Annotated in this window: 21 protein-coding genes; 12 read left to right on the top strand and 9 right to left on the bottom strand. The window is 62.3% G+C overall.

The genetic code is table 11. The annotated features are described in order from the left end of the window. Positions 1–298 precede the first annotated feature (298 nt). From aptA to C2846_RS13505, 4 genes are all read left to right on the top strand, one after another. Entirely contained in the window at positions 299–1,630 is a 1,332-nt protein-coding gene (gene aptA, locus C2846_RS13520; RefSeq protein ID WP_119701670.1) for an omega-aminotransferase AptA, read from the top strand. A gap of 266 nt (positions 1,631–1,896) precedes the next feature. Continuing rightward, entirely contained in the window at positions 1,897–3,393 is a 1,497-nt protein-coding gene (locus tag C2846_RS13515; protein ID WP_080048914.1) for a CoA-acylating methylmalonate-semialdehyde dehydrogenase, read from the top strand. Between the two features lie 62 nt (positions 3,394–3,455). Continuing rightward, positions 3,456–3,821: a cupin domain-containing protein gene (locus C2846_RS13510; protein ID WP_080048913.1), complete on the top strand. Its 366-nt coding sequence runs from the start codon at positions 3,456–3,458 to the stop codon at positions 3,819–3,821. Positions 3,822–3,984: 163 nt separating this feature from the next. Next, positions 3,985–5,904: a beta-ketoacyl synthase gene (locus C2846_RS13505; RefSeq protein WP_119701663.1), complete on the top strand. Its 1,920-nt coding sequence runs from the start codon at positions 3,985–3,987 to the stop codon at positions 5,902–5,904. Between the two features lie 20 nt (positions 5,905–5,924). On the opposite strand, the gene C2846_RS13500 is transcribed toward C2846_RS13505, so the two are convergent. Beyond that, positions 5,925–6,584, bottom strand: a complete 660-nt coding sequence (locus tag C2846_RS13500) for a glutathione S-transferase family protein (RefSeq protein WP_119701662.1) — start codon at positions 6,582–6,584, stop codon at positions 5,925–5,927. A 174-nt stretch (positions 6,585–6,758) separates the two neighbouring features. On the opposite strand from C2846_RS13500, the gene C2846_RS13495 reads away from it, so the two are divergent. Together C2846_RS13495 and C2846_RS13490 are read left to right on the top strand one after the other, a co-directional pair. Further along, a complete protein-coding gene (locus tag C2846_RS13495) occupies positions 6,759–6,995 on the top strand; it encodes a TIGR02647 family protein (protein WP_119701661.1) in 237 nt (78 codons plus the stop codon). Between the two features lie 14 nt (positions 6,996–7,009). Next, complete coding sequence (locus C2846_RS13490; protein WP_119701660.1) at positions 7,010–9,862, top strand: class I adenylate cyclase; 2,853 nt, start codon at positions 7,010–7,012, stop codon at positions 9,860–9,862. Between the two features lie 4 nt (positions 9,863–9,866). Here the strand turns inward: C2846_RS13490 and C2846_RS13485 are convergent, their stop codons facing one another. Continuing rightward, entirely contained in the window at positions 9,867–10,061 is a 195-nt protein-coding gene (locus C2846_RS13485) for a DUF1289 domain-containing protein (protein WP_080048908.1), read from the bottom strand. 3 nt (positions 10,062–10,064) lie between these two features. Further along, positions 10,065–10,400, bottom strand: coding sequence for an iron donor protein CyaY (gene cyaY, locus C2846_RS13480; protein ID WP_080048907.1), 336 nt, complete (start codon positions 10,398–10,400; stop codon positions 10,065–10,067). A 103-nt stretch (positions 10,401–10,503) separates the two neighbouring features. On the opposite strand from cyaY, the gene lptM reads away from it, so the two are divergent. From lptM to C2846_RS13450, 6 genes are read left to right on the top strand one after another with little or no spacing between them, the layout of a single operon-like run. Next, positions 10,504–10,650 carry an LPS translocon maturation chaperone LptM gene (gene lptM, locus C2846_RS13475; protein ID WP_080048906.1) on the top strand — a complete coding sequence of 49 codons (147 nt, stop codon included), beginning with the start codon at positions 10,504–10,506 and terminating at the stop codon, positions 10,648–10,650. 9 nt (positions 10,651–10,659) lie between these two features. Further along, positions 10,660–11,913 carry a diaminopimelate decarboxylase gene (lysA, locus tag C2846_RS13470; protein WP_080048905.1) on the top strand — a complete coding sequence of 418 codons (1,254 nt, stop codon included), beginning with the start codon at positions 10,660–10,662 and terminating at the stop codon, positions 11,911–11,913. Position 11,914: 1 nt separating this feature from the next. Then, positions 11,915–12,745 carry a diaminopimelate epimerase gene (gene dapF, locus C2846_RS13465; RefSeq protein WP_165443825.1) on the top strand — a complete coding sequence of 277 codons (831 nt, stop codon included), beginning with the start codon at positions 11,915–11,917 and terminating at the stop codon, positions 12,743–12,745. After that, complete coding sequence (locus C2846_RS13460; RefSeq protein WP_119701659.1) at positions 12,742–13,449, top strand: DUF484 family protein; 708 nt, start codon at positions 12,742–12,744, stop codon at positions 13,447–13,449. The genes dapF and C2846_RS13460 overlap by 4 nt, the downstream gene beginning before the upstream one ends. Before the next feature lie 11 nt (positions 13,450–13,460). Further along, positions 13,461–14,360, top strand: a complete 900-nt coding sequence (gene xerC / locus C2846_RS13455; protein WP_240638204.1) for a tyrosine recombinase XerC — start codon at positions 13,461–13,463, stop codon at positions 14,358–14,360. A gap of 2 nt (positions 14,361–14,362) precedes the next feature. After that, positions 14,363–15,064 (top strand): HAD family hydrolase, encoded by a 702-nt coding sequence (locus tag C2846_RS13450; protein ID WP_119701657.1) that lies wholly within the window; start codon positions 14,363–14,365, stop codon positions 15,062–15,064. A 66-nt stretch (positions 15,065–15,130) separates the two neighbouring features. On the opposite strand, the gene C2846_RS13445 is transcribed toward C2846_RS13450, so the two are convergent. The 6 genes from C2846_RS13445 to C2846_RS13420 form a co-directional block, all read right to left on the bottom strand. Further along, positions 15,131–15,436, bottom strand: a complete 306-nt coding sequence (locus C2846_RS13445) for a hypothetical protein (protein ID WP_119701656.1) — start codon at positions 15,434–15,436, stop codon at positions 15,131–15,133. A gap of 107 nt (positions 15,437–15,543) precedes the next feature. After that, positions 15,544–16,386 (bottom strand): ABC transporter ATP-binding protein, encoded by an 843-nt coding sequence (locus C2846_RS13440; RefSeq protein WP_119701655.1) that lies wholly within the window; start codon positions 16,384–16,386, stop codon positions 15,544–15,546. A gap of 4 nt (positions 16,387–16,390) precedes the next feature. Further along, on the bottom strand, positions 16,391–17,233 hold the full coding sequence (locus tag C2846_RS13435; RefSeq protein WP_080048899.1) for an ABC transporter permease: 843 nt from the start codon (positions 17,231–17,233) through the stop codon (positions 16,391–16,393). Continuing rightward, a complete protein-coding gene (locus C2846_RS13430; protein ID WP_119701654.1) occupies positions 17,230–17,988 on the bottom strand; it encodes a hypothetical protein in 759 nt (252 codons plus the stop codon). The genes C2846_RS13435 and C2846_RS13430 overlap by 4 nt, the downstream gene beginning before the upstream one ends. After that, positions 17,985–18,767, bottom strand: a complete 783-nt coding sequence (locus C2846_RS13425; protein WP_080048897.1) for an N-acyl homoserine lactonase family protein — start codon at positions 18,765–18,767, stop codon at positions 17,985–17,987. The genes C2846_RS13430 and C2846_RS13425 overlap by 4 nt, the downstream gene beginning before the upstream one ends. Next, complete coding sequence (locus tag C2846_RS13420) at positions 18,764–19,411, bottom strand: cysteine hydrolase family protein (RefSeq protein ID WP_205890216.1); 648 nt, start codon at positions 19,409–19,411, stop codon at positions 18,764–18,766. Before C2846_RS13420 ends, C2846_RS13425 begins: the two co-directional genes overlap by 4 nt.

Genomic DNA, 19,411 nt, shown 5'->3' with positions numbered 1-19,411 from the left:
GATGAAGGCCTGACCTTGAATCTTTAGCGCGTCTGCGCGCTGTTCCCACTGGGCACGGGACATAACGGAATCCTCTGGTAGTGATGGCCGCTCGGGAAGGGGCGGCGGACAGAATGCGAAGCTGCTCAACAGTAGTCTTACCGCATTAAAAATTCAATATATTTGACACGGCGGCAAAAAAACCTAGGTAAACACGTAAGCAAACCCTTTTGCGTTTATTATTTTTGACATAGACTCTGTTGCACTATCAGTCCATCAATCTTCGACGGCCGCGCCAGGAAGGTTCCCAATGAACACCATGCAGCACCCCGCCACCTCGCAACAGGATTTGAGCCTGGACGAGTTCTGGATGCCCTTCACCGCCAATCGCCAGTTCAAGGCCAAACCGCGTCTGCTGGAGAGCGCCGAAGGCATGTTCTACACCGATGTCGAGGGCCGGCAGGTACTGGATGCCACGGCCGGGCTGTGGTGCTGCAACGCCGGGCATGGGCGCAAGGAGATTTCCGAGGCGGTCGCCCGCCAGATCGCCAAGCTGGATTTCGCTCCAACCTTTCAGATGGGCCACCCGCTGCCGTTCCAGCTCGCCGAACGTCTGGTCGAGATCGCACCCAAGGGACTGAACCGGGTGTTCTTCACCAACTCCGGCTCGGAGTCGGTGGATACCGCACTGAAGATCGCCCTGGCCTATCAACGCGCCCGTGGCGAAGGTACCCGCACCCGGCTGATCGGCCGCGAGCTGGGTTATCACGGGGTCGGCTTTGGCGGTATCTCGGTCGGCGGCATGGTTAACAACCGCAAGGCCTTTGGCGTGCAGCTGCCGGGAGTCGATCACCTGCCGCACACCCTGGATCTGGAACGTAACGCCTTTACCCGCGGTCTGCCGAAACAGGGGGCGGAGCTGGCGGATCAACTGGAAAAACTGGTGGCGCTGCATGGCGCGGAGAACATCGCGGCGGTGATCGTTGAGCCGATGTCCGGCTCAGCCGGGGTGATTCTGCCGCCACAAGGCTATCTCAAGCGCCTGCGCGAGATTACCGCCAAGCATGGCATCCTGCTGATCTTCGACGAGGTGATCACCGGCTATGGCCGAATCGGCGAGCCGTTCGCGGCGCAGCGCTGGGAGGTGACCCCGGACATCATCACCACCGCCAAGGGTCTGACCAACGGCGCGATTCCGATGGGCGCGGTGTTCGTCAGCGAACAGATTCAGGATGCCTTTATGCACGGCCCGCAGGGGCTGATTGAGCTGTTCCACGGCTACACCTACTCCGGCCATCCGGTGGCGGCAGCCGCGGCGCTGGCGACGCTGGACATCTATCAGCGCGATGGTCTGCTGACCCGTGCCCGCGAGCTGGAAGTCTATTGGCAGGAGGCGTTGCACAGCCTGCAGGGGCTGGCGCACGTGATTGATATCCGCAACACCGGCCTGGTCGGCGCGGTGCACCTGGCCAGCCGCGAGGGTGCGCCGGGGGCGCGGGGCTATGAGGTATTCGAGGCCTGTTACTGGGACGGGGTGATGGTGCGGGTGACCGGCGACATCATCGCCATGTCGCCGCCGCTGATCGTCGAGAAGCCGCATATCGATCGCATCGTCGAAGTCTTGGGCAATGTAATTCGGCGCACGGCTTGACCTGGGTTGCGTGTCCGAGCCCNGTCTTGGGCAATGTAATTCGGCGCACGGCTTGACCTGGGTTGCGTGTCCGAGCCCGGCGGCAGTCCAGTCCCCGGTTCGAGACACGCGGCAAGTACTTCCCTGTAGCTCGTAGATGGCGTCCATGCCATCTACGGTCTCGAACCGGGGACTGGACTGCCGCCTCCAGCCTTGTGCAATCCGCTCGTTTATCCAGGCAAGATGCGCTCAACAGTTAACGAACTTCCTACAGAATTGGTGATTCCATGACACTGCAACTGACACACTTCATCAATGGCCTGCGCACCGCGCCCAGCGCCCGCACCCAGCCGGTGTACGAGCCGGCTACCGGCGAGCAGCGCGGCCTGGTGTCGCTGGCCAGCGCCGCCGAGGTTGAACAGGCGATTGCTCTGGCCAAGGCCGCGCAGCCGGCCTGGGCGGCGACCACGCCGCTGAACCGGGCGCGGATTCTGTTCAAGTACAAGGCGCTGGTCGAGGCCCATGCCGACGAGCTGGCTGAGTTGATCACCCGTGAGCACGGCAAGGTGTTCGACGATGCCAAGGGCGAGCTGACCCGCGGCCTGGAAGTGGTGGAGTTCGCCTGTGGCATTCCGCACCTGCTCAAGGGTGAGCATACCGAGCAGGTGGGGGGCGGGGTCGATGCCTGGTCGGTCAACCAGCCACTGGGCGTCTGTGCCGGTATAGCGCCGTTCAACTTCCCGGCCATGGTGCCGATGTGGATGTTCCCGATCGCCATTGCCTGCGGCAATACCTTCATCATGAAGCCGTCAGAGAAGGACCCGAGCACCCCGCTGCGCCTGGCCGAACTGCTCAAGGAAGCCGGCTTGCCCGATGGCGTGTTCAACGTAGTCAACGGCGACAAGGAAGCGGTCGACGTGCTGCTGACCCACCCGGACATTCAGGCGGTGAGTTTCGTCGGTTCGACCCCGATTGCCGAGTACATCTACGCCACCGGCTGCGCCCATGGCAAGCGGGTGCAGGCCCTGGGCGGGGCCAAGAACCACATGGTAGTGATGCCCGACGCTGATCTGGATCAGGCGGTCAATGCGCTGATGGGCGCCGCCTATGGCAGTGCCGGCGAACGCTGCATGGCGATTTCGGTGGCGGTAGCCGTGGGTGACGAGGTGGCTGACCAACTGATTGCAGCGTTGGCACCCAAGGTCAAGGCATTGAAGATTGGTAATGGCATGAGCCCTGGCATGGAGATGGGGCCGCTGGTGTCGGCCCAGCATCTGGCCAAGGTCAAGGGCTATGTCGACCAGGGCGTGGCTGAAGGCGCCGAGCTGGTGGTCGATGGTCGTGAGGTTGGGGTGCCGGGCCTGGAAACGGGTTATTTCATGGGCGGTTGCCTGTTCGACAAGGTTACCCCGGAGATGGTCATCTACCGTGAGGAGATTTTCGGTCCGGTGCTGTGCATTGTCCGGGTGCCGGACTATCAGAGTGCGGTGGCACTGATCAACGCCCATGAGTATGGCAATGGTACGGCGATCTTTACCCGTGACGGCGACAGCGCGCGGCAGTTCTGTAACGAGATTCAGGTCGGCATGGTTGGCGTGAATGTGCCGATTCCGGTGCCGATGGCGTTCCACAGCTTCGGGGGCTGGAAGCGTTCGCTGTTTGGTCCGCTGCACATGCACGGCCCCGATGGGGTGCGTTTCTACACCAAGCGCAAGGCGATCACCTCGCGCTGGCCGACCGGTATTCGCGCTGGTGCCGAGTTCGTCATGCCGACCATGAAGTAATCCTGCTGGTGCTGCGCCGCAGGGCGCAGCACGCCTACCTACCTGTCGAACGGGACCAGCCCATGTCGATCACCAGTATTGTCGATTTCGCCACGGCGGCCACTGAAGCCGAGCATTACCGCCCTGACCCGGCCAAGGTGCTGGCCGGCGATCCGGCCCAGAACGTACGCAACCATTACACCAGCCCGTGCGGGCAGTTTTTTTCCGGAGTCTGGGAGGCCGAGCCCGGGCACTGGACCATCAACTATAGCGAGCACGAATACTGCGAGATTCTTGAAGGCGAATCAATCCTGCGTGACCGTGCCGGTAATGGCAAAATCCTGCGCACCGGTGACCGCTTCGTGATTCCCGCCGGGTTCGAGGGCAGTTGGGAAGTGCTTCAGCGGACCCGCAAGGTCTATGTGATCTTCGAGCCAAAGAGCATTTGAGGCCGTGAGCCGATAAAACACACTGGTCTGAACGTGACCCGCCGGTTACAGTCCTCGTCATCTAGAGTATTCGAATAACGCCCTGGCGGGCGATGCATCGTCCGCCCAGACCATGTCCATGCGCACTGCCTGGACATCCGGGCCCAGCGAGGAGTCTTGCGTGATGTCGCGTTTGCCGGTCATTGTCGGATTTGGTGGTTACAACGCCGCCGGTCGCAGTTCATTCCACCATGCGTTTCGCCGTACCGTGATCGAATCGTTGCCCGATGCCGAGCGCCAGCAGACCCTGGCCGGGCTGGCGGTACTGATGAAGCTGGTGCGGGTGGACAATGATCAGTATCTGGACGCCGAAGGTCAGCCGCTGAGCCTGGCCGAGATCGAACAACGCTACGCCGCGCAGATTCTCGACGGCACGCTGGTGCGGAGGATCGAGAAAACCCATCTGGATGTCGATGCTGCCCACTGGCAGAAAAACCTCACCGTTACCGGCGAAGCCGGCAAACCGTTCTCGTTCATCACCCTGGCCAAGCAGTTGCCCGAGCCGTTGCCGACCGACTGGGTGGTCGAACCGCTGAACGACAACGATGTGATGGTTACCGTCTACGACGGCTGCGATCTCAAGGTCGACAGCTACCGGCCGCTGGCGGTCAAGTCGGCCGGCCAGTTGCCCAGTGGTTTCGAGCCGGGCGAGCACTACGCCTCGCGGTTTCACCCGCGCGGTCTGCAACTGACCATCGTCGCCGCCACCGACGCGCTGCGCTCGACCGGGATTGAGTGGCCGCAGATCATCAACCGGGTGCAGCCGGACGAGGTTGCGGTATTTGCCAGCAGCGCCATGAGCCAGCTCGATGACAACAGCTTTGCCGGGGTCATGCAGTCGCGGCTCAAGGGCCACCGGGTCAGCGCCAAGCAGTTGCCGCTGGGCCTGAACAGCATGCCGGCAGACTTCATCAACGCCTATATCCTCGGCAGCGTCGGCACCACCGGGGCGATCACCGGGGCTTGCGCGAGCTTCCTCTACAACCTGCAGAAAGCCACCGACATGATCACCAGCGGCAAGGCCCGGGTGGTGCTGGTGGGCAACGCCGAGGCGCCGGTAACCCAAGAGTGCATCGAAGGCTATGGCGCCATGAGTGCGCTGGCCACCGAAGACGGGCTACGTAATATCGAAGGCAGTGATCAGGTCGATTTCCGCCGCGCCAGCCGTCCGTTCGGGCAGAACTGCGGTTTTACCCTGGCCGAGTCCGGGCAGTTCTTCGTGCTGATGGATGACGAGCTGGCCATCGAGCTGGGCGCCGACATCCATGGTGCCGCCACCGATGTGTTCATCAATGCCGACGGCTTCAAGAAGTCGATCTCGGCACCGGGCCCGGGCAACTACCTGACCATGGCCAAGGCCGTACACGCGGCGATGCAGATTGTCGGCCCTGAAGCCGTACGTGCCCGCAGCTTTGTCCATGCCCACGGCTCGAGCACCCCGGCCAACCGGGTTACCGAGTCCGAGCTGCTGGACCGGGTTGCCGAGTCCTTCGGTATTGCTGACTGGCCAATTGCCGCGGCCAAGGCCTATGTCGGCCACTCACTGGCCAGCGCCAGCGCTGACCAGCTGGCCTTCGCTCTGGGCAGTTTCAAGTATCAGATCATTCCCGGGATCAAGACCATCGACGCCGTGGCCGATGATGTGCATCAACAGCACCTGCGCATCAGTACCCGTGACGTAGTGCGTGATGCAGAACCGCTGGAAGTCTGCTTCATCAACTCCAAGGGGTTTGGCGGCAACAATGCCAGCGCTGTGGTGCTGGCACCCGCTGTGGTCGAGCGGATGCTGCGCAAGCGTTACGGAGAGGCGCGCTTCAGTGACTACCTGCAGCGCCGCGAGCAGGCCCGCGCCGCAGCCCAGGCCTACGATCAGCAGGCATTGAAAGGCCAACTGGCAGTGATCTACAACTTCGGCAACAACATGATCGACGACAGCCAGTTGAGCATCAGCCAGGATGGCATTCGAGTACCGGGATTCGAGCAGCCGTTGAACTTCAAGACTGACGAGCGGTTCAAGGACATGATTGACGATCAGCCCGCCTGACGGCGGGCTGAAAGTACTGCTTAGCGCTTGGCCTTGGCAGCGGCGATAAAGGCTGCCATTTCGGCGTTCTTGTCGGCTTCGATCTGCTTGAAGTTGGGGTTTTGGGCCATCAGGCCGAACAGCTCACGGGCACCCGGCAGCTCGGCCATCAGATCCAGATCGAACAGCTTCTTGGCCACCGTGCAGGCCAGATCGAAGCTATACAGGAACATCAGATCGGCAATGCTCAGTTCGCTGCCGGCCACATAGGGTGCGAAGCTGGCGTGGCGCTTGAGCGCGGCCACACCCAACAGCAGCTCGGCCCGGGCCTTGTCCTTGATCGCCTGATCGACCTGGCCGCCAAAGAATACTTCCGGATAGCAGCTGCGTGCCGGCAGCTCGATATACAGCTCGATTTCCTTGGTCAGAGCCCGTACCCGGGCGCGTGCGAACGGGTCCTGGGGCAACAGCGGCTTGCCGCCCTGAGTCTCTTCCAGATACTCGAGAATCACGTTGGTTTCGTTGATGATGCCGTGCTCGGTTTCCAGGCACGGCACCTTGCCGCGTGGGCTGAGCGCGAGAAAGTTTTCGTCCTGGCTGGGGTGTACGGTATTGACCTCGAAGGCCAGGCCCTTTTCCAGCAGCGCCAGCTTGACCATGTTGAAGTAGTTGCTGACAGCAAAGCCGTGCAGTTTAAGCATGTTGTTCTCCATTTAAGGCTCGAGGGCGGTGGTCGATATCTTGTAACGCCGGGCGATTAAGGTCCAGTGGCATCACTCAAGTGAATGGTGTGCGCGCTCATGACGCGAGACGGGTCATGCTTTTGCCCAGCGTAACGGCTAGACTCTGGTTACCATACCAAGGGGGGAACACCCATGCTGACACCCGATGAAATTGCTGAAATCAACCTACTGTCGCAATTCAACCTGGCCAACTCGCTTGAGGGCCTGAAGGTCCATCAGCATGAGGCGGCGCCGGCCACCCTGGCCGCTGCCGGACGTTTGCACGCCAAGGGCCTGATCAGCCAGCCCGATGGCGGCTACCTGACCAGTCTGGGTCTTGATGCGGCTGAGCACGCCCTGGCGCTGCTGACCGTATTGCGCGGGGACTGAGGGCCAACTCCGGCATGTACAGCCACGGCGAAATCCGTCCCCAGCTTGATGAGGGTATTGACCGCAAGACCCTGAGCACCTTGCGCAAGCGTTTCATGACGATCAACCAGACCCGCCTGCGCCGGGTGCTGCAGGCATTGTCGGCGCGTCAATACAATGTGTTGAGGCTGATTCCGCTGTTGTTCGATGTCAACCACCCGCTGCTGCCCGGCTATGTGTCGCGTCAGACCCCTTATGGGCTGGCCGGCTATAGCCCGGATCAGGAGGTGTTGCAGGGTGCCCAGGCGCTGACCCGCAGTTACAGCTATCGCCGCCACCCGGCCGGATTCGCCGCCCAGATCCAGGCGCTGTACCTGATGGGTAGTGGCGGTACCATTGGCCAGTCGGATCAGAGTGATCTGGATATCTGGGTCTGTCATGCCAGCGAGCTGGCGCCAGCGGCGTTGGTCGAGCTGGCCGGCAAGTGCCGGCAAATCAGCGAGTGGGCCGCAACCCAGGGCTGCGAAGTACATTTTCACCTGATCGACCCGACCAGTTTCAGTCGCGGGGACCGTGACAATGCGCTGACCGAGGAAGACTGCGGCAGTACCCAGCACTATCTGTTGCTGGACGAGTTCTACCGCACCGCGATTCTGCTCGGTGGTCGTTACCCCTTGTGGTGGCTGGTGCCGGTCTACGAGGAAGGCAGTTACCGCCAGTACACCAGTGAACTGATTTCCAAGCGTTTCATCCGCGCCGAGGAAAGCCTGGATCTTGGTCATATGGCACGGATTCCGGCCGGTGAGTATGTCGGTGCCGGGCTATGGCAACTGTTCAAGGGCATCGAGTCGCCCTACAAATCAGTGCTCAAGCTGTTGCTCACCGAGGTCTACGCCAACGAGCACCCGCAGGTGCGCTGCCTGAGTCTGGATTTCAAGCAGGCGGTGTTCGCCAACCAACTGGATGTCGATGAGCTGGATCCCTATGTCATGCTGTACCGGCGCATCGAGGTCTATCTGCAGCAGCGTGGCGAGTTTGAACGTCTGGAGCTGGTGCGCCGCTGTCTGTACATCAAGGCCGATGTACGGCTGTCCAAGCGCAGCGGCAGCTTGAGCTGGAAGCGCAGTCTGATGGAAAAGCTGGTGCGTGAATGGCAGTGGGGGCCGCGTCAGTTGCAACAGATGGACAATCGCCAGCTTTGGCGGGTCCGCGAGGTCAGTCAGGAGCGTCGCCAACTGGTTGGTGAACTGACCCACAGCTACCGGTTGCTGTCGCAGTTCGGCCGCAGCCAGCAGGTGATCAATGCGGTCAACAGCCGCGATCTGTCGTTGCTGGGCCGGCGTCTGTATGCCGCGTTCGAGCGCAAGGCTGGCAAGATCGAGTTTATCAACCCGGGTATCGTTCCTGATCTGAGCGAACCCTTGCTGACCCTGGCGCTGCGTCCGAGCGGCGATGAGGCCGAGCATCACTGGAGCCTGTACCGCGGCACCCTGAGTCAGCCTGAGCTGGCCGATCATCTGCCGCTCAAGCGCAGCCGACAACTGGTTGAGTTGCTGGCCTGGGCCCATCGCAATGGCGTAGTCGATGCCGCTACCCGGATTGCGGTGCATCCGGGCACCAGCGCGTTGACCGAGTTTGAGCTGAACAATCTGCTGACCTGTTTGATGCAGCAGTTCCCGCTGCCGCTGCCGGCCTTGACCGAGGCTGCTCTGTCACGGGCCAGCCAGCCTTGTCAGGTGTTGCTGCTGGTCAACGTCGGACTGGACCCGCTGCCGCTCAGCAGCCAGAAAAACCAGCATCTGATCAGCAGCCATACCGACGCCCTGGGCTATTCCGGGCTGCGCGACAACCTGATTCTGAGTATCGATCAGATCACCCTCAATAGCTGGAACGAGTTGCTGGTCAGTCGCTACCAGGGCGAGCAGGCCTGCATGCAGGCATTGTGTGATTACCTAAATCTGGCCCGCGAGCATCAACGCCTGCCAGAATTGCAGGTGCGCAGTTACTGTCGCAACCGCGCCAGTGCGATTGCCGAGCGGGTCGAGACGCTATTCCGGGAGGCCGCCGGGCCGTTGCTGGGCGATCCCCCGGCGCGGTTTCTGCTGCAGATCCAGAGCCAGTATCAACTGCTTGAGCGTCGTGGCGAGCGGATTGAAGCCACCGCGCTGGGTGATCACGAACGGCTGCTGCGCCACCTGGGCAGCCCGCGCAACCACTACAGCCCGTTGGTACTCGATACCTACGCGCTGTCCAGTCATGCGGACCTGGCGCTGATTCTCAAGCAGGGGCAGGCTGGCGTGATCCAGATCTTTTACCGATTGCTGGCCAATCAGCAGGCGGAGCTCAGTGTGCTTGATGAGCGTGGCGCGCTGTGGCGCCAGCGCCAAACCTATCGTGACGAGCAGACGCTGCTCCTGCCGCTGCTGCGGTTTTTGCACAGCATCCGCCTGCGCCGGCAACTGAGCCGGAGCCTGGATGCCGATCCGGGTGAGGAGGATATCCAGCTTCAGGTCATTCAGCCCGCAGCCGATGGTCGACCGCTACGGCTGGAGCCGCGCAGTTTGCCGAGCAAGGGGGTTGAAGCGGGTTATTATGCGGTACAGGCGATTGTCGAGCCGGGCCCAGGGCAAACGCTGAATGTCAGTATCCTGTGCAATCACCGCGAATTCACGGCCCTGGAGCATGGTGCCGAGCTGTACCGGGTGGTGGCCCGGCATATTCTCGATCAACGTCGGAGTCTGGAAGATTACCCGATTTACATCACCGATCTGGATCTGTCGGCGTTGGACCCGGCCGGCAGGATGCAGACCGGGCAGTATCTGCGCTATCGCCAGCAACTGGAAACCGCGCTGAACGCCGCCATGAGCTCGCTGCGGGGCCGGACCTGACGGCTCAGGCGTTGTCGTCGACCGGCCCCTTACGCTGCTCTCGCCGCAGTCTGGCAGCGGCGATGATCTGGAGCTGGCGCTGATCACTGGCCTGGCCCCATTCGACAATCTCATTGAGCAGCCGGCCGCAGCCCAGACACTGCTCGCCATCCAGGCAACACTGGCGCACGCAGGGCGATGGTTGACGGCCGGCCGGCAAGTCTCAGTCCTCGACCTGCAGTTCGATGTCTTCGCCGCTGAACTCGCTCAGCAGGCGACCCAGCAGTTCGCCCAAAGACTCGTCACCGCCGTCATGCTGCCAGCCCTGCCCCGGCTCGAAACCGAAGTGCAGGGTCGTTTCCGGGGTGGCCAGCCACAATTCGCGTGATGCCGGCTGGCGGCCCAGCACCAGACGCGGGCCGTCGTTCAGATGAATCTGCAGGTGACCGTTGTCCTGCTCCATGTCGATATCCAGGCCGCAGTCGTCCAGCGCGTGTTCGAGACGGTCGAGAATCCGGTCAACTTCACGGTGGAACTCGGCTTCGCTCAGTTCATACATATCGTGCTCTCTTCTTGTCCGATAGCAGTCCGGCTCGGGTGCGCCAAGCCGGGCGGCTCGGTATACTGCCGGTTATTATCGTTTTGTCCATAAGGAATTCGTCATGAAGCGTCATATCGCTGCCCTGTTTGCCCTGCTGGTTCTGGCCGGCTGCGGCCAGAAAGGTCCTCTTTATCTGCCCGAAGAAACTGCCGGGCAGCCGCAGGACCCGGCTCGCGAAGAAGTTTCCCAGCAACCGAGCGGGAACTGAGTACACGCGATGACTGCTTTCTCCTATAACAACGGCGAGCTGTTCGCCGAAGCGGTGTCATTGTCGTCGATCGCCGCCCAACATGGCACCCCCTGCTTCGTTTACTCGCGTCAGGCCATCGAGCAAGCCTGGCTGGCCTGGGATCAGGCTCTGGATGGTACCCCGCATCTGGTCTGCTTTGCGGTCAAGGCTAACTCCAACCTGGGTGTGCTGAATGTGCTGGCTCGCCTGGGTGCCGGTTTCGACATCGTTTCCGGTGGTGAGCTGGAACGGGTCCTGGCGGCTGGTGGTGACCCGGCCAAGGTGGTGTTCTCCGGGCTGGGCAAGACCGCCGAGGAAATGCGCCGGGCGCTGCAGGTGGGTATTCACTGCTTCAATGTCGAGTCCGCTGCCGAGCTTGAGCGCTTGCAGCAGGTTGCCGCGGAGCTGGGGGTTAAAGCTCCGGTATCGCTGCGGGTCAACCCGGACGTGGACGCCAAGACCCATCCGTACATCTCCACCGGGCTCAAGGAAAACAAGTTTGGCATCGATATCGCCAAGGCCCCAGAGGTCTACCGCCGCGCGGCCGATCTGCCGAACATCGAGGTCTGCGGGGTCGACTGTCATATTGGCTCGCAACTGACCGACGATACCCCGTTCCTCGATGCACTGGAGCGCTTGCTGGCGCTGATCGACCAACTGGCCGCCGAAGGTATCCGCATCCGCCATCTGGACTTGGGCGGCGGCCTGGGCGTGACCTATCGTGATGAGCAGCCGCCGGCCCCTGGCGACTATCTGGCTAAGGTCCGCGCTCAGCTCAAGGGCCGTGAGCTGGCCCTGCTGTTCGAGCCGGGCCGCTCGATCGTGGCCAACGCGGGCGTCCTGCTGACCCGGGTCAATCTGCTCAAGCCGACCGAGCACAAGGATTTCGCTATCATCGATGCGGCGATGAATGACCTGATTCGCCCGGCCCTGTACAGCGCCTGGATGGGTATCGACCCGGTCAAGCCGCGTAGCGATGTGCCGGCGCGCAACTGGGATATCGTTGGCCCGGTCTGCGAGACTGGTGATTTTCTCGGCAAGGAGCGTGAGCTGGCGCTGGCCGAAGGTGATCTGCTGGCAGTGCGTTCGGCTGGAGCCTATGGTTTTGTCATGAGCTCGAACTACAACACCCGTCCGCGTGCCGCCGAACTGCTGGTCGATGGTGAGCAGGTGCATGTGGTGCGCCGGCGTGAGACCGTCAGCGAACTGTTCGCTGGCGAAAGCCTGCTGCCCGAGGCCTGACATGCTGCTCAAGTTCACCAAGATGCACGGCCTGGGCAACGACTTCATGGTCATCGATCTGGTGACTCAGCACGTCCAGCTGTCACCGAAGCTGATTCGTCAGTGGAGTGATCGGCACTTCGGCATCGGCTTCGACCAATTGTTGGTGGTTGAACCGCCGACCGATCCGGATATGGATTTCCGCTACCGGATCTACAACGCCGACGGAGGCGAAGTCGAGCAGTGCGGCAACGGCGCGCGCTGTTTCGCCCGCTTCGTGCTGGACAAGCGCCTGACCCAGAAAAGCCAGATCCGGGTGCAAACCGCCGGTGGCCCGATCGTGCTGCAGGTGCGGGCCGATGGCCAGGTCACGGTCGATATGGGCGCGCCGCGCTTCAGCCCGGCTGAGGTGCCGTTCCAGGCCGAGGCTGAAGCGTTGACCTATGCGCTGGATATTGGCGAGCAGTGCCTGGAAGTCTCGACCGTGTCGATGGGCAATCCCCACTGCGTCACCCTGGTCGATGATGTCGAACTGTATCCGGTCGAGCGGATCGGGCCGTTGGTGGAAAGCCATGTTCGCTTCCCCAAGCGGGTCAATGCTGGTTTCATGCAACTGCTCGATACCCATCACGCGCGCCTGCGGGTGTATGAGCGTGGGGCCGGTGAAACCCTGGCCTGTGGCACCGGAGCCTGCGCCGCCGCCGTGGCCGGGATCCGCCTGGGACACCTGAAGTCGCCGGTGAAGATCCAGTTGCCGGGCGGTACCTTGCATATCGAATGGGCCGGTCCCGGCCAGCCCGTCATGATGACCGGCCCGGCTAGCCGGGTCTACGAGGGGCAGATACGGGTATGAGCGACAAGCCGAAGAGCAGTCAAACCGAACTCGACCCGGCCCAGGTGGCCGAGTTTCTGAAGCGCCACCCGGCGTTTTTTGCCGAATACGATGACCTGCTGCCGGAGCTGATCATACCCCACCAGTCCGGCCAGGCGGTGTCGCTGGTCGAACGCCAGGTCAAGCTGTTGCGTGAGCGCAACATCGAGATGCGTCACCGGCTCAACCAGTTGATGGATGTAGCCCGTGAAAACGACCGCTTGTTCGAGAAGAGCCGGCGTCTGGTGCTTGGCCTGCTCGATGCCCAGAGCCTGGAGCAGGTGATCGCCGGGGTCGAGGACAGCCTGCGTGGCGACTTCCAGGTTCCGCATGTGAGCCTGATCCTGTTCAGTGAATCGGCGCGTTACGCCAATGCCCGCTGCGTCAGCCACGCCCAGGCGCGGGCCGCCATCGGTCATCTGCTCGACAGTGGCAAGACCCTGAGTGGGGTGCTGCGCCCCGATGAGCTGGAATTCCTGTTCGGCGAGGCTGGCACCCTGGTTGCCTCCACGGCCCTGTCACCGATTCAGCACCAGGGGCTGCACGGTGTGCTGGCGCTCGGCAGCCCGGATGCCCATCACTACAAAAGCGCGACCGGCACGTTGTTTCTGGGCTATGTCGCTGACGCCCTGGCTCGGGTGCTGGTGCGCCAGCGGCCGCTGGCCGACGAACCCCAGGTGTCATGATCAGCCCGGCGCTGCAAGCGGCTCTGGAAGGCTTTCTCGGCCATTTGGCCCATGAACGGCAATTGTCACCCCGGACTCTGAGCGCCTATCGGCATGATCTTGAGGGTCTGGCGCGTTTTGCCACCGGGCAGGGTTTGCAGCACTGGTCCGCGCTGCACGAGCAGCAACTGCGACTGTTCGTGGCCCGCCAGCATCAGGCCGGTTTGTCGGGTCGCAGTTTGCAGCGCCTGCTCAGTGCGGTGCGCAGTTTCTACCGCTACCTGCTGCGTGAGCGGCTGTGCCGGCATAACCCGGCCGTTGATCTGCGCGCGCCCAAGAGTCCGCGCAAGCTGCCAAAGACTCTGGATGCCGATCTGACCGCACGGCTGCTGGACGGCCCGAGTGAGGACGACTGGCTGGCCTGCCGCGATCTGGCCATGCTCGAGCTGTTCTATTCCTCCGGCCTGCGGCTGTCGGAACTGGCGGGTCTGCAGCTGAGTGATCTGGATCTGGCCGCAGGCGAGGTTCGGGTTCTGGGCAAGGGCGGTAAAACCCGGATCTTGCCGGTTGGCCGGCTGGCCCGCGAAGCGCTGCAGCAGTGGCTTAAGTCCCGGCCGAGCCTGGCTGGCGACAGCCAGCCGCTGTTCGTCAGCCAGCGGGGTAGCGGTCTGACACCGCGGGCGATTCAGTTGCGGGTTCGCCGCTGGGGCGTCAATCAGCTCGGTCAGCACCTGCATCCACACATGTTGCGTCACTCCTTCGCCAGCCATATGCTGGAATCTTCCAGCGACCTGCGGGCGGTGCAGGAGCTGCTCGGCCATGCCGACATCAGCACCACCCAGGTCTACACGCACCTGGACTTTCAGCACCTGGCCCAGGTCTACGATCAGGCCCATCCACGGGCCAAGCGCAAGAGTACGGATAACCACTGATCATGCTGCAACTGGTGACCTTCGATCTGGACAACACCCTGTGGGAAACCGAAAGCGTGGTTGCGGCCGCCGAGCAGACCCTGCTGGTCTGGCTGGTACGGCAGGCCCCGCTGTTCGCTCAACGGCTGGACGCCGAGGCCCGCAAGGCCTTGCGTCGTGAGGTGCTGGAGCGTGATCCAGAGCTGCGCCATAGGGTGACAGCGCTGCGCGTCGCAGTACTCGAGCATGGTCTGCGCAAGGCCGGCTATCCAGTCGAAGAGGCGCAGGCGCTGGCCCTGGCCGGTTTTCAGGTTTTTCTCGATGCCCGCCATGCGGTTGAGTTGTTTCCCCATGCCGAGGCGTTGTTGGCTGATCTGGCCAGTCGTTATGCGCTGGCGACCATTTCCAATGGCAATGCCGATGTGCGCCGGCTTGGGCTGGCGAAATACTTCCAGGCGATTGTCTCGGCCGACGAGGTAGGCATCAGCAAGCCTCAGCCCGAGCCCTTCCTGGCCGCGCTGCAACGGGTTGGGGTTGAGCCGGGTCGGGCGTTGCACGTTGGCGACCACCCGCAAGACGATATCTTCGGTGCTCAGGGGGTGGGCATGCACAGCCTGTGGTTCAACCGCCTGGGGAGCGACTGGCCAGATCTGCCCAGGCCGGATGGTGAAGTGCGCTGTCTGGGGGAAATTGCCGGGTGGATTGAACGCTATAAACCCAGCTAGGCAATTGCTGGGCTGGCACTGCAAGGGCTACGATGTTGAGCCCTTGCAATCGCCAGATTCACCGTTTCAGATCGGTCGACTACCGTACTTGCTGTCAGGCTTTTTCGGCGGATCGGAGACTACGTTGTCGCCAATCTCCTGAACCTTGCCGCCACGGGCCATGAACTCTTCGATCTGGCGAGCCAGCATCTCACGCTCACGGGCCTTGGCTTCCAGCGAGGCGCCTTCAAGCTCGTCTTCTTCGGCGGCTTTCTTGCGGCCCTTGCTGCTGGCGCTGGCTACCGGCTCGTCATCATCGGTCTCTGGCAGATCATCGACATCGCTGTCGTCTACGCCATCGATGTCATCGTCTTCAATATCGTCGTCACTCATCCCAAATGCCTCCCGGGGAAAACACGCTATATATAGCGCAACAGAGGGATTTGGCTAGTAGCTTGGTGAAAAATTTTCGATTTGCAGGGCTTGTCCCCAATACAGGGCTATAGCGGAGCTCCCTCGCTCAGGCGTGCCAGTTGCTCAAGGTCGGTTTGTACCCCGGAGGTCTCCCGGATGCGGTTCAGGATTTCGCGTTTGAGGGCGATGAATTCCGGCTCTAGCTTCATGTCCTGATGCCGCACCTTTGGCAACGGCACCTCGTAGATGCTGTCGATCCGGCCAGGCCGGGGTGCCATCAGCACAATCCGGGTGCCAAGGTAGATCGCCTCCTCCACATCATGGGTGACGAACAGGATGGTGCTTTTTTCCAGCCGGTGTACGTGCAGAATCAGGTCGTGCATCACTTCGCGGGTCTGCGCGTCCAGCGCGCCGAACGGCTCGTCCATCAGCAGAAAATCCGGTCGCGGCATCAGCGCGCGAGCAATCGCCACCCGTTGCTGCATGCCGCCGGACAGTTGGCTGGGATAGGCGCCTGCAAAGTTCTGCAGGCCCATCAGGCTCAGCAATGCGTCTGCCCGGCCGCTGGCGACTTCAACATCGGACTGACTGTGCACGGTGTCGGCAATCACTTTGAGCTGGCGGCAGAACTTGATGTTCCCGGTTACCGTCAGCCAGGGGTAGAGACTGTAATGCTGGAACACCATGGCGCGGTCCACGCCGGGGCCGTCGATGGGCTCGCCCCGCAGCAGGATGTCGCCTGTACTGTGGGTTTCCAGCCCGGCCATGATACGCAGTAAGGTGGATTTGCCGCAGCCGGAAGCGCCGACAAAGGTGATGAATTCGTTGGGCTGCACTTCAAGATTGACGTTGCGCAGCGCTTCGATGGTCTGGTTGCGGGCTTCAAACTGTTTGCCCAGATCACGAATGCTGATACAGGACTGGTTCATGAGCTTACCTCGTCTGCCAGTGGAATGCGCGGCGACCCAGCCAGCGGAACGCCTGGTCGGTCAACAGACCAATCAGACCAATCAGCAGGATGCCGGCGAAAATTTTGTCGGTATGCATGTAGCGCTGGGCGCGCAGAATGGCGTACCCCAGTCCTGAATTGGAGGCCACCAGTTCGGCCACTACCAGATAGGTCCAGGCCCAGCCGCAGGTGATGCGCAGGGTATCGAGCAGTGCCGGGCGAGCCGATGGCAGTATCACCAGACGAATGATTTCGCTGCGCGTGGCGCCCATCGTTTGCGCGGCCTCGATCTGCGCCATTGGTACCCGGCGAATGTCTTCGGCGGCCATCAGCACCATCTGGAAGAAGGTACCGATGAAAATGATCAGAATCTTCGAGCCCTCGCCAATCCCGACCCAGAGCATGACCAGCGGGATGAATGCCACCGCCGGCATGTAGCGGATAAAGTCGATCAAGGGTTCCAGGGTTGCCTGCACTGGTTTGTAGGTACCCAGATACAGCCCCAATGGCAGCGCGATGATGGCCGAGATGAGAAACCCAGCCATAACCCGATAGACACTGATCCAGATGTCATTCCAGAGACCGTCTTGCTGCCACCAGTTGATCACCCGTTCCAGCACGGCATCAGGACTGGGCATGAACAGTGGGTCGTTCAGGCCCAGCGCAGTGTAAAGCCACCAGATGAAAAAGGGAGCGGCCAGGCCAAGGGCGCTCAGTAATGCACCGGTCCGTGGCGGCAGGCTGCCGCGTACGACCCACCAGCGCGAACGGGTTTTGCGCTTGGCCGCAGCCGTGCGGGTTTCAGGTGTAGGGGCTGGTGCATTCATACCAGTGTCTCCTTAGTCAGATCCTGCAGGCGGGGCACGGGGGCTGGCTGCCAGCCGTTTTCAGGGGGATGAGTGCCGAGCCAGGCGACCGGCAACGCATCCCAGCGCTCGGGGTCAGCCGCTACGGAAAACAGGCCGCCGGTCGCGGCCGGTAGGGTACTGCAGAGAATTTGCCAGGGGCGCTCACCACCCTTGATGCGACCAAAGGTCAGCTCGCAGCCAAGCAGGTGTTCGGCGTTGCGGGCGCAGTCGAACTGCAGGTATTCCAGCAGCGAGCGACCACGGCCGAGGCGCTGTGGGCGATCAGCGGCGAACATGAAGTAGTCACCGGCGCGCAGCAGGCAGGCCTGCCGCCCCGAGCCGTCAGAGCTCTGCAGCCAGAGTTCGGCCACAGCGCCGCGCGAGTCCGGCAGCCGCTGCCAGATTTCCAGATAGCTGTCGTCCAGCGCGGTCTCATGCACCACTTCACTGCTGACGAACTGCATGTTGCCGATATCGCTGCCGCTGTCGGGGTGAAAGTCGATGATCCTATGCCACTGGCAACGGCCGAGACTCGCTTCGGTCAGCCCGGCAAAACCCGCCTGAGCGACGCGCTCAAGCGGCAGCTTTGGCATCGGATCGGGTATGCGCAGATCCGCGTGCAGATGCGCGCTCTGCAGCCAGAACACGCGGGTGGTGGTGTCTTCCGTGCCGTCCGACAGGCGCAGCAAGGTGCGCTGCCAGACGCCGTGATAGGCCTCGGGAACCGCTTTCATGCGTGGTACTCCGGGAAACGTTTGAGGGTGCGCCAGAACGCCATATCGTGGTTTGGCCAGAGTTCGGCGCCGGTCTCACCGGCAATGCGCTTGAGCTTGCGAATGCTGTCCAGCGCCATGTCCTCGCGGTCGCGCCAGCACAGACCGGGAGCGATCTCGTCGTCGAGGTTTTCGCTCAGGTCGGCGGCATCACCGGTGAGAATCACCGGCGCGCCGGTCGGCAGTTCGATCATCAATGACATGTGCCCGGCGGTGTGACCCGGCGTGTTGATCGCCCGCAGCCCAGGCAACAGATCGTACTCGTCCTGCTGCAGACGCCAGCGTACATTGCCGGCAAAATCATCGGCGAAGTAGGCGTCGTCGGCTGGTTCGCGGGCAGCGTGCAGTTCGTCTTCGTGCACGTGCACTTCGGCGCCACAAACGTCGCACAGGCCACCGGCGTGATCAAAGTGCAGGTGGCTGAGAAACACCATGTCGATGTCCTTGCAGGTCAGCCCGAGCTTGGCCAGATGCGCTTCGAGCCGCTGCTCTTCGCTCATTTGCGGCGGCCCCATCGGGAACGCCTCCGGGTCATACCAGCGAGCACGCAGCGCCGGATCGCTGAGCTTGTTGTAGTCGCAGCCGACGTCGAACAGCACCCGCCCCTGCTTCGTTTCGATCAGGAAGGCCAGAATCGGCGCCTCGATCTGTACGCCGTGGCCGCGACCGCGGGTCGAGATCGACTTGTCGTAGTGGTGGGTCGCGGTCAGCAGCGGCCAGAGTTTCTGTACCTGGGTCATGCAGCCTCCCGCAGCGCGCTGAGCAGCGCGGCACTGTCACAGACCTCGCCGAAGATGCCACCCTCGACGCTGATCATCGCCAGTGCCGCGGTGTGCAGCTCCGGATGCGCGGACGCGCAGGCGTCGCTAACGGTCAGGCAATTGAAGCCGCGGTCGATGGCGCTGCGTAGGGTTGAGCTGACGCAGACCTCGGTGGTCACGCCGGTGATGATCAGGCTGTCGATACCGCGGGTGCGCAGAATCAGCTCCAGGTCGGTGGCAGCGAAGGCGCAGTAGCCGGGCTTGTCGATCACCGGCTCACCGACCTGCGGCTGCAGCTCGTCGATCAGGTCATGGCCGTACTCTCCGCGTACCAGCAGCCGACCCAAAGGGCCCGGCGCGCCAATCGGTGCTCCGCTGCGTTCAGCGCGCACACGCTTCCAGTCAGGCAGGTCGGACAGGTCACTGCGGTGCCCTTCACGGGTGTGTACCACCAACATCCCTGCTGCCCGCGCCGCCGCCAGCAGCCGCTGCTGGGTCGGGATCGGCGCGCGTAGGCACTGAATATCCAGCCCGGCCTGATCGGCATAGCCACCGGGGGCACAGAAATCACGCTGCATGTCGATCAGCAGCAGCGCGGTTCGGGATGGCTGCAGCGTCAGCAT

Origin of the sequence: Pseudomonas jilinensis, from assembly GCF_003586265.1 — a bacterium.
GTDB classification, from domain to species: Bacteria; Pseudomonadota; Gammaproteobacteria; order Pseudomonadales; family Pseudomonadaceae; genus Halopseudomonas; species Halopseudomonas phragmitis.
Note: the sequence above shows the minus strand (reverse complement) of the source record. Positions and strands in the feature narration are given on the sequence as shown.

What these genes read in the sequence shown, in the direction of transcription:
- aptA (WP_119701670.1), top strand. Translation starts at nt 299, where the DNA reads ATGCAGCACCCCGCCACCTCGCAACAGGATTTGAGCCTGGACGAGTTC.
- C2846_RS13515 (WP_080048914.1), top strand. Translation starts at nt 1,897, where the DNA reads ATGACACTGCAACTGACACACTTCATCAATGGCCTGCGCACCGCGCCC.
- C2846_RS13510 (WP_080048913.1), top strand. Translation starts at nt 3,456, where the DNA reads ATGTCGATCACCAGTATTGTCGATTTCGCCACGGCGGCCACTGAAGCC.
- C2846_RS13505 (WP_119701663.1), top strand. Translation starts at nt 3,985, where the DNA reads ATGTCGCGTTTGCCGGTCATTGTCGGATTTGGTGGTTACAACGCCGCC.
- C2846_RS13500 (WP_119701662.1), bottom strand. Translation starts at nt 6,584, where the DNA reads ATGCTTAAACTGCACGGCTTTGCTGTCAGCAACTACTTCAACATGGTC.
- C2846_RS13495 (WP_119701661.1), top strand. Translation starts at nt 6,759, where the DNA reads ATGCTGACACCCGATGAAATTGCTGAAATCAACCTACTGTCGCAATTC.
- C2846_RS13490 (WP_119701660.1), top strand. Translation starts at nt 7,010, where the DNA reads ATGTACAGCCACGGCGAAATCCGTCCCCAGCTTGATGAGGGTATTGAC.
- cyaY (WP_080048907.1), bottom strand. Translation starts at nt 10,400, where the DNA reads ATGTATGAACTGAGCGAAGCCGAGTTCCACCGTGAAGTTGACCGGATT.
- lptM (WP_080048906.1), top strand. Translation starts at nt 10,504, where the DNA reads ATGAAGCGTCATATCGCTGCCCTGTTTGCCCTGCTGGTTCTGGCCGGC.
- lysA (WP_080048905.1), top strand. Translation starts at nt 10,660, where the DNA reads ATGACTGCTTTCTCCTATAACAACGGCGAGCTGTTCGCCGAAGCGGTG.
- dapF (WP_165443825.1), top strand. Translation starts at nt 11,915, where the DNA reads ATGCTGCTCAAGTTCACCAAGATGCACGGCCTGGGCAACGACTTCATG.
- C2846_RS13460 (WP_119701659.1), top strand. Translation starts at nt 12,742, where the DNA reads ATGAGCGACAAGCCGAAGAGCAGTCAAACCGAACTCGACCCGGCCCAG.
- C2846_RS13450 (WP_119701657.1), top strand. Translation starts at nt 14,363, where the DNA reads ATGCTGCAACTGGTGACCTTCGATCTGGACAACACCCTGTGGGAAACC.
- C2846_RS13445 (WP_119701656.1), bottom strand. Translation starts at nt 15,436, where the DNA reads ATGAGTGACGACGATATTGAAGACGATGACATCGATGGCGTAGACGAC.
- C2846_RS13440 (WP_119701655.1), bottom strand. Translation starts at nt 16,386, where the DNA reads ATGAACCAGTCCTGTATCAGCATTCGTGATCTGGGCAAACAGTTTGAA.
- C2846_RS13435 (WP_080048899.1), bottom strand. Translation starts at nt 17,233, where the DNA reads ATGAATGCACCAGCCCCTACACCTGAAACCCGCACGGCTGCGGCCAAG.
- C2846_RS13430 (WP_119701654.1), bottom strand. Translation starts at nt 17,988, where the DNA reads ATGAAAGCGGTTCCCGAGGCCTATCACGGCGTCTGGCAGCGCACCTTG.
- C2846_RS13425 (WP_080048897.1), bottom strand. Translation starts at nt 18,767, where the DNA reads ATGACCCAGGTACAGAAACTCTGGCCGCTGCTGACCGCGACCCACCAC.
- C2846_RS13420 (WP_205890216.1), bottom strand. Translation starts at nt 19,411, where the DNA reads ATGCTGACGCTGCAGCCATCCCGAACCGCGCTGCTGCTGATCGACATG.